Annotated in this window: 11 protein-coding genes; 3 read left to right on the top strand and 8 right to left on the bottom strand. The window is 71.5% G+C overall.

Translation table 11 applies throughout. From position 1 onward, the window contains the following. Positions 1–16: 16 nt before the first annotated feature. The 3 genes from OG568_RS38390 to OG568_RS38380 form a co-directional block, all read right to left on the bottom strand. The gene (locus tag OG568_RS38390; protein WP_329534863.1) at positions 17–643 is read right to left on the bottom strand and encodes a TetR/AcrR family transcriptional regulator; all 627 of its coding nucleotides are present in this window, start codon (positions 641–643) and stop codon (positions 17–19) included. A gap of 60 nt (positions 644–703) precedes the next feature. Continuing rightward, positions 704–934, bottom strand: a complete 231-nt coding sequence (locus OG568_RS38385) for a YiaA/YiaB family inner membrane protein (RefSeq protein ID WP_266623489.1) — start codon at positions 932–934, stop codon at positions 704–706. 95 nt (positions 935–1,029) lie between these two features. Next, positions 1,030–2,181 (bottom strand): acyl-CoA dehydrogenase family protein, encoded by a 1,152-nt coding sequence (locus OG568_RS38380; protein ID WP_329534862.1) that lies wholly within the window; start codon positions 2,179–2,181, stop codon positions 1,030–1,032. An 85-nt stretch (positions 2,182–2,266) separates the two neighbouring features. Between OG568_RS38380 and OG568_RS38375 the strand changes: the two genes are divergently transcribed. The 3 genes from OG568_RS38375 (at position 2,267) to OG568_RS38365 (ending at position 4,851) form a co-directional block, all read left to right on the top strand. Next, positions 2,267–2,908 (top strand): TetR/AcrR family transcriptional regulator, encoded by a 642-nt coding sequence (locus OG568_RS38375; RefSeq protein WP_329534861.1) that lies wholly within the window; start codon positions 2,267–2,269, stop codon positions 2,906–2,908. A gap of 175 nt (positions 2,909–3,083) precedes the next feature. Continuing rightward, complete coding sequence (locus tag OG568_RS38370) at positions 3,084–3,809, top strand: ArsR/SmtB family transcription factor (protein WP_329534860.1); 726 nt, start codon at positions 3,084–3,086, stop codon at positions 3,807–3,809. A gap of 73 nt (positions 3,810–3,882) precedes the next feature. Further along, a complete protein-coding gene (locus tag OG568_RS38365) occupies positions 3,883–4,851 on the top strand; it encodes a DMT family transporter (protein WP_329536572.1) in 969 nt (322 codons plus the stop codon). Here OG568_RS38365 and OG568_RS38360 read toward each other — a convergent pair. From OG568_RS38360 to OG568_RS38340, 5 genes are all read right to left on the bottom strand, one after another. Then, positions 4,848–5,930, bottom strand: coding sequence for a Zn-dependent alcohol dehydrogenase (locus OG568_RS38360; RefSeq protein ID WP_329534859.1), 1,083 nt, complete (start codon positions 5,928–5,930; stop codon positions 4,848–4,850). The two genes, OG568_RS38365 and OG568_RS38360, sit on opposite strands and share 4 nt — an antisense overlap. A gap of 85 nt (positions 5,931–6,015) precedes the next feature. Then, positions 6,016–7,404, bottom strand: a complete 1,389-nt coding sequence (locus OG568_RS38355; protein WP_329534858.1) for an aldehyde dehydrogenase family protein — start codon at positions 7,402–7,404, stop codon at positions 6,016–6,018. Between the two features lie 131 nt (positions 7,405–7,535). Then, positions 7,536–8,879 carry an ABC transporter ATP-binding protein gene (locus tag OG568_RS38350; RefSeq protein ID WP_329534857.1) on the bottom strand — a complete coding sequence of 448 codons (1,344 nt, stop codon included), beginning with the start codon at positions 8,877–8,879 and terminating at the stop codon, positions 7,536–7,538. A 248-nt stretch (positions 8,880–9,127) separates the two neighbouring features. After that, positions 9,128–10,357 carry an MFS transporter gene (locus OG568_RS38345; protein ID WP_329534856.1) on the bottom strand — a complete coding sequence of 410 codons (1,230 nt, stop codon included), beginning with the start codon at positions 10,355–10,357 and terminating at the stop codon, positions 9,128–9,130. A gap of 120 nt (positions 10,358–10,477) precedes the next feature. Next, the gene (locus OG568_RS38340; RefSeq protein WP_329534855.1) at positions 10,478–11,902 is read right to left on the bottom strand and encodes a CitMHS family transporter; all 1,425 of its coding nucleotides are present in this window, start codon (positions 11,900–11,902) and stop codon (positions 10,478–10,480) included. Between the last annotated feature and the right edge of the window lie 104 nt (positions 11,903–12,006).

Genomic DNA, 12,006 nt, shown 5'->3' with positions numbered 1-12,006 from the left:
AATTTGACGACAGGGCCTAATCCTTGGCCCCGACCATGCGCAGCACGAGGTCGGCGTAGAGCGCGCCGACCTCGTCGGGCGTACGAGGGCCGTCGACGTTGAACCAGCGGGCCACGTCGATGCAGAGCGAGAGCACGGCGAGCGTGGTGCCCGGCACGTCCGGCACGTCGAAGTCGCCCGCCGCCACGCCGTCCTCGATGATGCCGCGCACGGCCGCGTCGGTCTGCCGCCGCAGCGCGACGATCTCCGCTCGCGCCTCGGGCCCGAGGGCTTCCAGCTCGTACTGCACGACCCGCGCGGTGGTGTGCTGCCCGGCATGCCACCGTACGAAGGACCGCACGGCGTCGGTGAGCCGCTCGGCGGCGCTGCCCCCGCCCTGCGCCGCGCCGCGCACGATGTCGAGCGCCTTGTCGTGACCGATCCGGCTGATGCGGTGGAGCAGCTCTTCCTTGGTCTTGTAGTGGATGTAGAGCGCGGCGGGGCTCATGCCCGCACGGCCCGCGATGTCCCTGGTCGTCGTCGCGTGGTAGCCACGCTCGGCGAAGGCCTCCACGGCGGCGACGAGCAGCCGCCGGGCCGCGTCCGGGGTGACCTCGGCCCACGGCTGCATCTCGCCGCCGGCCGTCTCCTCCGCCGTACTCATCGCTGGTTCGCCCCTCTCGCTGACAGGAGGTACACCATACCGCCGAAGGTGAGCGAGCGCTTAGCGAGCCCGGTCGGCGCCCGCGTCCTGACGGTCACGGATCACCTTGGCCAGCGTGAAGGCCGACGTCACCAAATAAAGGACGGCGATGGCCAGGAAGGCTCGCACCCAGGCGTCGGCGTGCAGCTTGTAGATGCCGACGGCGGTCGCCACCATGGCCAGGGAGAAGGACGCCACGGCCTGACCGTAGAAGGCCGCCGTGTTCTGGTGCTTGACGGGTGTCTCGTTCATGGGACCAGGGTCGGCGGACGCGACCGTCGTCACATCCGCCCACGTACTCAGTGCCGCGCGCGGGCGTACTCAGCAGACGCGGACCCCGGTCGGCCTCAGAAGGCGGAAACCCCGGTCAGGGCACGCCCGATGACCAGCTTCTGTATCTGGCTGGTGCCCTCGTAGAGGGTCATCACGCGGGCGTCGCGCAGCAGTTTGCCGGCCGGGTACTCGTCGATGTAGCCGTAGCCGCCGAAGACCTGGAGGGCGTTGTTCGCGGCGCGCACGGCGGCCTCGGAGGCGAAGAGCTTGGCCTTCGAGGACTCCGTGGCGAAGGGCAGTCCGCGGTCGATGAGATCGGCGACCCGCCAGGTCAGCAGCCGTGCCGCGTCCACGTCGACGGCGATGTCGCTGATCAGCTCCTGGACGAGCTGGTGGTGCGCGATGGTCTTCCCGAACTGCTCCCGCTCGGTCGCGTACCGCACGGCGGCGTCCAGGGCCGCCTGGGCGATGCCGACGCACCCGGCGGCGACCGACATCCGCCCCTTGGCGAGGGCGGACATGGCCACGGAGAACCCCTTGCCCTCGGGCGCCAACATGGCGCTCGCGGGTACGCGTACGTCCTCCAGGACGATTTCGGCGGTGGCCTGGCCGCGCAGGCCGAGCTTGCCGTGGATGGTGCGGCGGCTCAGGCCGGGGGTGTCGGTCGGCACGAGGAAGGCGGAGACGCCCTTGTGGCCGGGGGCGTCGGTGGAGCGGGCGAAGAGCAGGACGACGTCGGCCCAGGTCCCGTTGGTGATGAACATCTTGGTGCCGTTGATGACGTAGTCGTCGCCCTGACGTACGGCCTTCGTCGTCAGGTTGCCCGCGTCCGAGCCGGTGCCGGGCTCGGTGAGGCCGAAGCAGCCCACGTACGCGCCGGAGGTCAGCCCCGGCAGCCACTGCCGCTTCTGCTCCTCGCTCCCCCAGTACGCGATGGTCTTGGCGACCAGACCGAGCGAGACGGAGACGATGCCGCGCACGGAGGAGTCACCGCGGCCCAGCTCCTCCGTGACGAGGCAGTACGCGAGGTGGTCGCCGCCGCTGCCGCCGTACTCCTCGTCGACGGTGAGCCCGAGGAAGCCGACCTCGCCGAGCTTCTTGACGAGCGAGCGGTCGACCTCCTCGGCGCGGTCCCACTCGACGACATGAGGGGCGATCTCGCGGTCCACGAAGTCCTTGGCGAGCTGCCGGACGGCGGTCTGCTCCTCGCTGAGCTCCAGGTTCATGACGGGTCACCCCATGTGAAAGCCGTACATTCGAAAAGCTAAATTAGCACTGCTAGTTTAAGTGCGCAGCCCTACTATGTGCGCCATGGCCCGACCGCGCAAGCCCCTCCTGAGCACCGACCGGATCGTCGAGACGGCACGGGCCCTGGTGGACGCGGAGGGTCTGGCCGCCGTCTCCACGCGGCGGCTCGCCGCCGAACTGGGCGTGAGCGGGCCCTCCCTCTACAACCATTTCCGCACCAAGGACCAGATCCTGGAAGCGGTCGCGGACTCCGTGAGCGCGCAGGTCGACCTGTCGATGTTCGAGGACGGGCGGGACTGGCGTACCGCCCTGCACGACTGGGCCGTGTCCTACCGGGCGGCGCTGCGCGACCACCCGAACATCGTCCCGGTCCTCGCCCGCGGTCCCGGGCGCCGTCCCGCCGGGCTGCGGCTCGCGGACGCCGTCTTCGGCGCGATGGTCGACGCCGGGTGGCCGCCGGCCCAGGCCACGTCGATCGGGGCGCTGATGCGGTACTTCATCATGGGGTCCGCGCTGGGTTCCTTCGCCGGGGGCTTCGTCGACGACGAGAACGCCTACGATCCCGCCGACTATCCCCACCTCGGACAGGCCCACCTGCTCGCCGAGCAGCAGGAGAAGGTGGACGAGCGGGCCTTCGAGGTGGGGCTCGGGGCGTTGCTGGACGGGTTGACGGAGCAGTTCGGAAGGGTGACGGACAAGGGCTGACGGCGCCGGGGCGGCCGTGTTCGCTGCGGGTGAGTGGGCGTGTTGGCTGCGGGTGAGTGGGGGCTGGTCGCGCAGTTCCCCGCGCCCCTGGGGCACGGGGCTGCGCCCCGGCGCCCCATCGCCCCGGCCCCGCGGCCCGGAAACCGTTCGGCGAGGGCCGAACTGTGCGGGGCGGATGATGGGTGGCATGACGAGGTCGACGGATCCGGTCGCACCGCGCCTCGCGGCGCTGGCCGCGATGTTCGCGGACGAAACCCGCGCCACCTTCCTGCTCGCCCTGCTCGACGGCCGCGCCTGGACCGCCGGTGAACTGGCCAGGCACGCCCAGGTCGCCCCCTCGACGGCCAGCGAACACCTGGGCAAGCTGGTCGTCGGCGGCCTGCTCGCCGAGGAACGGCAGGGCCGGCACCGCTACGTACGACTGGCAGACCCCCACGTCGCCCAGCTCGTCGAGGACCTCGCCGCCCAGATCGCCCCCGATACCACCCGACGCCCCCGCACCCTGCGGGAAGCCGGCACCGGCTCCGCGATGGCCCGCGCCCGCACGTGTTACGACCACCTCGCGGGCCGCCTCGGCATCACCCTCACCGATGCCCTCACCCACCGCGGGCTGCTCCGCCAGGACACCGGCTTCGCGCTCACGGACGCGGGCCTGCGCTGGTTCGACGCGGCCGGCATCGGCCTGGACCGCACCGGCCGGCGCCCCCTCACCCGCGCCTGCCTCGACTGGACCGAGCGCCGCCCCCACCTCGCGGGCACCGCCGGCGCGGCCCTGTGCCGCCACGCCCTGGACGCCCGCTGGTGCGTACGTATCGGCTCGGAGCGCGCGGTCAAGGTCACGCCGGACGGCGAGCGGGCCTTCGCGGAACTCCTGGGCATCGAGGCGACGACACTGCGCTGAGCCGACCGGCCCCACCGCGGCGTCCGAAAACCGCGAGCCGCCTCCCCGTACCCCACCTAGCCTCGGGACCATGATGAACACCACCCCACCCGTGTCCGCCCACCGCGCGGACCCGCTCGCCGCGGGCGCCGCGACCGTCACCGTCGTGCTGTGGGCCTCCGCCTTCGTGTCGATCCGCAGCGCGGGCGCGGCGTACTCGCCGGGCGCGCTGGCGCTCGGGCGGCTGCTGGCGGGATCCGTCGTGCTGGGCGCCATCTGTCTCGTACGCCGGGAGGGGTGGCCGCCGCGCGCGGCCTGGCGCGGGATCGCGATATCCGGCCTGCTCTGGTTCGGCTTCTACATGGTCGTCCTCAACTGGGGTGAGCAGCGGGTGGACGCCGGCACGGCGGCGCTGGTCGTGAACATCGGTCCGATCCTGATCGCGCTGCTCGGCTCCCGGCTGCTCGGCGACGCGATGCCGCCGCGGCTGCTGGCCGGTATGGCGGTGTCGTTCGCGGGGGCGGTCGCGGTGGGGCTGTCGATGTCCGGCGAGGGCGGGTCCTCGGTCCTCGGGGTGGTCCTGTGTCTGCTCGCCGCCGTCGGCTACGCGGCGGGGGTCGTCGCGCAGAAACCGGCGCTCGGACGGGCGAGTGCCCTCCAGGTGACCACGTTCGGCTGTCTGGTCGGGGCCGCGGTGTGCCTGCCGTTCGCGGGACAACTGGTCCACGACGTCGCCGACGCGCCCGCCTCCGCCACCCTCGACGTGCTCTACCTCGGCGTCTTCCCGACCGCGCTGGCGTTCACGACCTGGGCGTACGCGCTGGCCCGGACCACCGCGAGCCGTATGGGCGCGACGACCTACGCGGTGCCCGCGCTCGTCGTCGCGATGTCCTGGCTGTTCCTGGACGAGATACCGGGGCTGCTCACGCTGGCGGGTGGGACGCTGTGCCTGGCCGGGGTCGCGGTGTCCCGCTCCCGCCCCCGGCCCAAGGCTTCCAGCGGCGCGGGAGACCGCGCGACCAGCCCCCACCCACCCGCGGACGACCACGCCACCCGGAGCTAGAACACCACCAGCGCGCGCCCGCCCTTCCCCGCCACCATGTTCTCGAACGCCCCCGCGATCCCGTCCAGCCCGATCCGCTCGGTCACCAGCGTCCCCAGATCCAGCCGCCCCGCCCGAACGTGCTCCGCCAGCACCGGCAGGTCCCGCGCCGGGTCGGAGTTGCCGTACACGCAGCCGGACAGCGTACGGCCCCAGTGGAAGATCTCCAGCGCGTTGAAGGTGACCTGCTGGTCCTTGCCGCCGATGCCGACGACCGTCGTACGGCCGCCGCGGCGAGTGGAGTCCCAGGCCGCGCGAATGGTCACCGCACGCCCTACGCACTCGACGGCGACATCGACACCCTGCTTCCCGGTGAGGGAGCGGATCTCACGGGCGGTGGCGTCGGAGGCGACGACATAGTCCGTGGCGCCCGCCTCGCGCGCCAGCGACTCCTTCTCCGGAGAGACGTCCACCGCGATGACCTGCGACGCGCCCGCGATCCGCGCCGCCTGGAGCGCCGCGAGCCCGACCCCGCCCGCCCCGAACACGGCGACGGTCTCACCGGCTTGGACCCGCGCCGAGTGGTGGACGGCGCCGTACCCGGTGAGGACGGCGCAGCCGAGGAGGGCGGCATCGGTGAGGGGGACGCCGTCCGGGACGGGCAGTACGCACCCGGCGGCCACGACGGTCTCCTCGGCGAACGCGGCGACGTTCAGCCCGGGATGGAGATCGCTCCCGTCGGAGGCGCGCCGCGCGTACACGTCCCCCGCACCGGTCAGCGCGTTGGCGCACAGCCACACCTCGCCCAGCGAGCAGGCGTGGCAACTCCCGCATGAGGGCGCCCAGTTGAGGACGACTCCGTCGCCGGGCGCGATGCCCGTCACGCCCTCTCCGACGGAGACGACGGTCCCGGCACCCTCGTGCCCGAGGACGGCGGGGACGGGTACCCGCATGGTGCCGTCGGACAGCGAGAGGTCGGAGTGACAGACCCCGGCGGCGGCCAGCCGGACGCGGACCTGGCCGGGGCCGGGTGCCGGAAGGTCGATCTCGGCGATCTCCAGGGGAGCGCCCACGGCGGGAAGTACGGCAGCGCGAACCACGTAAAAGCTCCTCGGGTCCAGAACTCCGGAACTGACTGGAACTGACTGAGATGGAGTGGAGTGGAGTGGAGTGGAGTGGAACGGGCTAGAACTGGAGGGACTTCGTCTGGAGGTACTCGGACAGGCCGTGCGCGCCCAGTTCCCGTCCGACCCCCGACTGCTTGTAACCGCCGAACGGGGCCCGGGGGTTGAACCGGCCGCCGTTGATGTCGACCTGCCCGGTGTCGAGCCGTCGGGCGAAGGCGACCGCCTCGGCCTCGTCGCCCGCCCACACCGCGCCCGCGAGCCCGTACACCGTGCCGTTGGCGATCCGGACGGCGTCGTCCTCGTCCTCGTAGGGGATCATCGACAGCACCGGGCCGAAGATCTCCTCCTGCGCGATCGTCATCTCGGGGGTGACGTCCGCGAAGACGGTCGGCTGGACGAAATACCCCTGCTCGCGCGGGGATCCGGGGCCGCCCGCGACGAGCCGGGCGCCCTCGGCGATGCCCTTCTCGATGTAACCGCGCACGCGTGCCCGCTGCTTGGCGTTGACGACCGGACCGATGCGGTCCCCGTACTTCGCCGCGGCGGCCGCGGCGAGTTCGACCGCCGCCTCGTACTGGGCCGTGTGCACGAGCATGCGGGTCCAGGCGCTGCACGTCTGGCCGGAGTTGGACATCACGTTGGCGACACCGACGTTGACGGCCTTGGCGAGGTCGGCGCTCGGCAGGATGACGTTGGCGGACTTACCGCCGAGTTCGAGGGCGACCCGCTTGACCGCCACACCGGCCGTCGCTCCGATCCGCCGTCCCACCGCCGTGGAACCCGTGAAGGAGACCAGGTCCACGTCCGGGTGTTCGGCGAGGGCCTGGCCCGCGACCGGACCGAGGCCTGTGACGAGGTTGAAGACGCCGGCCGGGACGCCCGCCTCCGCGACCGCCTCGGCGAAGAGCTGGGCGGTGAGCGGGGTGTCCTCGGCGGGCTTCAGGACGACCGTGCAGCCGGCCGCGAGCGCGGGGGCGACCTTGGCGACGATCTGGTGCAGCGGGTAGTTCCAGGGCGTGATCGCGCCGACGACACCCACCGGTTCCTGGTAGACGGTCGAGTTGCCGACCTTCTCCTCGAAGGCGTACGTGGCCGCCAGTTCGGCGTACGAGCCCGCGACCAGGATCGGTACCGCCGCGTGCACCGACTGCGAGAAGGGCAGCGGGGAGCCGAGCTCCGCCGTGACCGTCTCGGCGATCTCGTCCTTGCGTGCGGTGAGGACGTCACGCAGGGCCCCGAGCCGCGCGGCCCGCTCGGCGGGTGGGGTCGCGGCCCAGGCCGGGAAGGCGGCGCGGGCGGCCCGTACGGCGGCGTCGACGTCCTCTGCCGTGCCCGCCGGAACCCGGCCGAGGACCTGTTCGTCCACCGGGTTCACGACCTCGATCACGTCCGTCCCGGCGGCGGGGCGCCAGGCGCCGTCGATGTACATGCCGTCATGTGCCTTCATGGTGTTCCTCCCGGGCGGGGGCGCGTCTTCCGCCTCGCAGCGTCGTCCACCTCGTAGCGTCGTCCGACCCACAAACTAGCGGTGTTAGTTTTCAGGCGCCAGACGTCTTCCCACGGCTCACCCTGCTCACCTCACTCGTCCAGGTCCGGCAGCCGCGCCGGAGCGGGGGAGATGCGTTCGCCGTGCTGGTCGAAGACGAACAGATGGGCGAGGTCGACGAGAAGCGGGACCTGCATGCCGTGGCGGAGGTCGAAGTCGGGGGTGGTGCGGACGACCAGGTCGCCGGGGAGGCGGCCGTCCGGCGGGATCTCGTCGTCGCGGGCGGGATCCGCGTCGGCGGGGTCGTCGGGGGCGACCACCGGCCCGGCGCGCAGAGCGGCCCGGCGGTCCCGGAGACGGTCCAGGAGCGAGCCCTCGCGGCGGCGGCGCCCGGCCGGGCGGACCGGGCGCGGCGCCTCGAGTTCCGGGACGAAGGCGGGCCGCGAGCCGGTGTTGAAGTGGACGAGCACCTCGTGCCCCTGGAACTCCACGTGCTCGACGAGTCCGCTGATCGCCACCTCGCCGGGCCTGGCCTCCGACGGCTTCGCCACGCGCACGGCCTCGGAGCGCAGCCCGACGATGACCTCACGACCCATCTGCACCCGCAGCAACCGCTGATCCACCGACCAGGGCTCACGCAACGGCAGATACTGCTTGCCGAGGCTGATCGTCATGGCCCCGTCGAGCGGGGCCCGCACCAGGCCGCGCAGCAGATTGATGCGCGGGGTGCCGATGAAGGCGGCGACGAAGACGTTCGCGGGCAGCGCGTAGACCGTACGGGGTGTGCCCAGTTGCTGGAGGACGCCGCCGCGCAGGACGGCGACCCGGTCGCCGAGCGACAGCGCTTCGGCCTGGTCGTGGGTGACGTACACGGTGGTGACGCCCAACTCCCTGGTGAGCGAGGCGATCTCGGCGCGCAGGTGGTTGCGGAGCTTGGCGTCGAGGTTGGAGAGCGGCTCGTCCATCAGGAAGGCGGACGGATGGCGGGCGATCGCACGGCCCATCGCCACGCGCTGGCGTTCGCCGCCCGACAGCTGGTGGGGGAAACGGTCGAGCAGGTCCTCGATGCCGAGCATCCGGGCCGTGGCGTCGACGCGCGGACGCGGGTCCTCGCCGGGGGTCTCGATGCGTAACGGGAAGCCGATGTTGTCGCGGCCCGTCATGCTCGGATAGAGGGCGAAGTTCTGGAAGACCATCGCCATGTCCCGCTCGGACGGCGGGAGATCGCCCGCGTCCTCACCGTCGAGGCGCACCTCGCCCTCAGTGGCGTCCTCCAGACCGGCGATCATCCTCAGCACGGTCGACTTGCCGCAGCCGGAGGGCCCGAGCAGTACGAGGAACTCGCCCGGCCGGATGTCCAGCGACAGCCGTTCCACCACGCGGACACCGCGCGTGTACGACTTGCTGACCTGGTGCAGGGAGATGGCGCGTGTCATGAAGGGTGCCCCCGGGGGCTCACAGGGCGCTGTCGCTCCGCGGTCGAAACGCCCCGAGCGGGTCGCAAGGAACGTATGAGTCACGGAAGTTAACGGACCGCGACCGCCCGGGGGAAGACACCCGGCGCGATCCGGCGTGTCGCTCGCGGTCCGGTTCCCGCCCCTGTCCCGGTGCGGCGGAAACGGACGATCACCTACCGGCCCGGCAGGCGATTCGGCTCGCCCTCATCGGGCCTGTCGGGGGAAGGTCAGATGTCGCTCTTGCGACGCACGGGCACCCGGGGCCGTACGTGCCCGGCACGGTCGGCGGGCGCCTTCCTCGGCGAGCGCAGCGCGACCCCCGAGGACAGCACCAACAGCGCGCCCAGCATCACGAACGGCGCGGCCACGCCGGCGACCCCGGCGACCAGCCCCGCGGCGGCGGGGGCGGCCACCTGACCCAGACGGTTGCCGGTCAGCCGCAGGGCGAGGGCCGTGGAGCGGGCCTCGTCCGGGGCCGCCTGTACGACCGTCGTCATGGACAGCGGCTGGCCGACGCCCAGACAGAAGCCGAGGACCAGCAGCATCGCGGCCAGCGCCCACACCGGCACGGGCAGCGCGAGCCCCGCGCACAGCACACCCGCCACCAGACAGGTCGCGGTGAGCAGCGCCGCCCGGCCCAGCAGCCGCAGCATCGGCGTCATGACCAGCCGACAGGCGATGGTCGCCGCCGCGCGCAGACTGAGCAGCAGACCGATCACGGACGGCGCGATGCCCCGGTGCTCGCCGACCACCGGCAGATACGCGGTCAGGATGTCCGTCGCGGACAGCACGGAGAGGCTGATGAGGATTCCGGCGGGTACGCCCCGGGCGCGCAGGATGCGATGTACCGGGACACGGTCGCCCTGAGCCGTACGGGACTCGGCGGGCCTGCGGTGTTCGATGCGCCAGAGCGAGGTGAACGACACCGCGGCGACCGCACCCGCGACGAGCAGGGCCTGCGCGCTGCTGCCCGCCCTGTCCGAGCCCCCGATCAGGAAGCCCGCGACGATCGGTCCGACCAGCTGGCCCAGGGAGGCGCCGATGGTGAAATGGCCGAAGTTGCGGTCCTGCTCGTGCGGCGCGGACTGCCGGGCCACGATCGACTGGGCGCCGATGACGAAACAGAGGTGGCCGAGGCCCATCACCCCGCTCCAGGCAGCCATCGCCCCCAGCGAGTCCGCCGTACCGCTGAGCGCGCAACCGCCCGCGATGAGGACGACCCCGACGGGCAGCAGCGGGGCACACCGGCCGTGGTCGGTACGGCGGCCCAGCGGCACGGCGGCGAAGAGGGGCAGCAGGGCGTACACACCGGCGATCACACCGATCGCACGTTCGTCCGCGCCCAGGGCAAGGGCCCGGTAGGAGACGGCGGGCCGGGCCATCGACACCGCCCCCTGCGCGAAGCTGAAGGCGATGACGAGGCGCAGCAGCCAGCCGCGGTTCCGACCGGGCCCCACGGGGACACCTCTCCATCCGATGACGGCTGACAGATGACGGATTTCAGAGAACAGGTGGCAGATGACGGATTTCAGATGACAGATAACAGATGACAGAAACTGTCAGCCGTCACCCGCCCGTCAGATGATGCCGAACAGGATCCCCGCCCCCAACACCACCACCGAAGTCAGCGCCGCCCACTTCACCACGAACCTGGTGTGGTCGCCGAATTCGACCTTCGCCATGCCGACGAGGACGTACACGGCGGGCACCAGCGGGCTGGACATGTGCAGCGGCTGGCCGACGAGCGAGGCGCGGGCGATCTCCAGGGACGAGACTCCGTGTGCCTGGCCCGCTTCGGCGAGGACCGGGAGGACGCCGAAGTAGAAGCCGTCGTTCGACATGAAGTAGGTGAGCGGGATGCTCAGGACGCCGGTGACGAAGGCCATGTGCGGGCCCATGCCCGCGGGGATGTTGGAGACCAGCCACTTGGACATGTGGTCGACCATGCCGGTGCCCTGGAGGACGCCGGTGAAGACGGCGGCGGCGAAGACCATGCCGGAGACGTTCAGGACGTTCTCGGCGTGGGCGCCGAGGCGGGCCTTCTGGTCGGGCATGTGGGGGAAGTTGACGGTGAGCGCGAGCGCGGCGCCGAGCAGGAAGAGGACCGGGATCGGCAGCCACTCCATGATCATGGCGGTGAGCAGGGTGACCGTCAGGAGCGCGTTGAACCAGTAGAGCTTGGGGCGCAGGGTGGCGCGGTGGGGGTCGAGACCCTTGAAGTCGTCGTCCTCTTCGGGCAGCTCGGCGTCCGCGTCGGTGCCGGAGCCCGAACCACCCGCACGCGTCGCCTTCTTCGCGCCGTCACCGGAGGCGCCCGCACCCGCACCCGCACCCGCACCGACGAGCACCGTCTCGGTGTCCGGCTCCAGGACCTCGTCCAGCGTGAGGACGCCGAGCCGCTTGCGCTCGCGGCGTCCGAGGACGTACGAGAGGGCGAGGACGGCGAGGAGACCGACGGCGAGGGCCGGGATCATCGGGACGAAGATGTCGCTGGCGTCGAGCTTCAGCGCGGTCGCGGCGCGGGCCGTGGGGCCGCCCCAGGGGAGCGTGTTCATCACGCCGTTGGCCATGGCGGCGACACCGGTCATCACGACCAGGCTCATCTTGAGGCGCTTGTACAGCGGGTACATCGCCGAGACCGTGATCATGAAGGTGGTCGAGCCGTCGCCGTCGAGGGAGACGATCGCGGCGAGGAGCGCCGTGCCGACCACGATCCGCAGCGGGTCGGCCTTGCAGAACTTGAGGATCCCCCTCACGATCGGGTCGAAGAGACCGACGTCGATCATCACGCCGAAGTAGACGATCGCGAACATCAGCATCGCCGCCGTCGGGGCGAGGCTGGTGACGCCGTCGATGACGTAGTCACCGAGCTTGGCGCCCTTTCCGACGAAGACACAGAAGAGTGCCGGGATCAGCACGAGCGCCGCGATCGGCGACATCTTCTTCACCATGATCAGGACCAGGAAGGTCGCGATCATGGTGAAGCCGAGGATGGTCAGCATGAGTTGGATTACCTAACGTTCGCCCTTGAACTCCCACCAGGGACGGCGGTGCGATGACGTTAGGTCGCGCAAGATTGCGTTAACAAGATGTTGACACGCGAGCA

This window comes from Streptomyces sp. NBC_01450, from assembly GCF_036227505.1.
Lineage (GTDB): Bacteria > Actinomycetota > Actinomycetes > Streptomycetales > Streptomycetaceae > Streptomyces.
The sequence above is the reverse complement of the archived record's forward strand: the minus strand, read 5'-3'. Positions and strand labels throughout refer to the sequence as shown.

What these genes read in the sequence shown, in the direction of transcription:
- OG568_RS38390 (WP_329534863.1), bottom strand. Translation starts at nt 643, where the DNA reads ATGAGTACGGCGGAGGAGACGGCCGGCGGCGAGATGCAGCCGTGGGCC.
- OG568_RS38385 (WP_266623489.1), bottom strand. Translation starts at nt 934, where the DNA reads ATGAACGAGACACCCGTCAAGCACCAGAACACGGCGGCCTTCTACGGT.
- OG568_RS38380 (WP_329534862.1), bottom strand. Translation starts at nt 2,181, where the DNA reads ATGAACCTGGAGCTCAGCGAGGAGCAGACCGCCGTCCGGCAGCTCGCC.
- OG568_RS38375 (WP_329534861.1), top strand. Translation starts at nt 2,267, where the DNA reads ATGGCCCGACCGCGCAAGCCCCTCCTGAGCACCGACCGGATCGTCGAG.
- OG568_RS38370 (WP_329534860.1), top strand. Translation starts at nt 3,084, where the DNA reads ATGATGGGTGGCATGACGAGGTCGACGGATCCGGTCGCACCGCGCCTC.
- OG568_RS38365 (WP_329536572.1), top strand. Translation starts at nt 3,883, where the DNA reads ATGAACACCACCCCACCCGTGTCCGCCCACCGCGCGGACCCGCTCGCC.
- OG568_RS38355 (WP_329534858.1), bottom strand. Translation starts at nt 7,404, where the DNA reads ATGAAGGCACATGACGGCATGTACATCGACGGCGCCTGGCGCCCCGCC.
- OG568_RS38350 (WP_329534857.1), bottom strand. Translation starts at nt 8,879, where the DNA reads ATGACACGCGCCATCTCCCTGCACCAGGTCAGCAAGTCGTACACGCGC.
- OG568_RS38340 (WP_329534855.1), bottom strand. Translation starts at nt 11,902, where the DNA reads ATGCTGACCATCCTCGGCTTCACCATGATCGCGACCTTCCTGGTCCTG.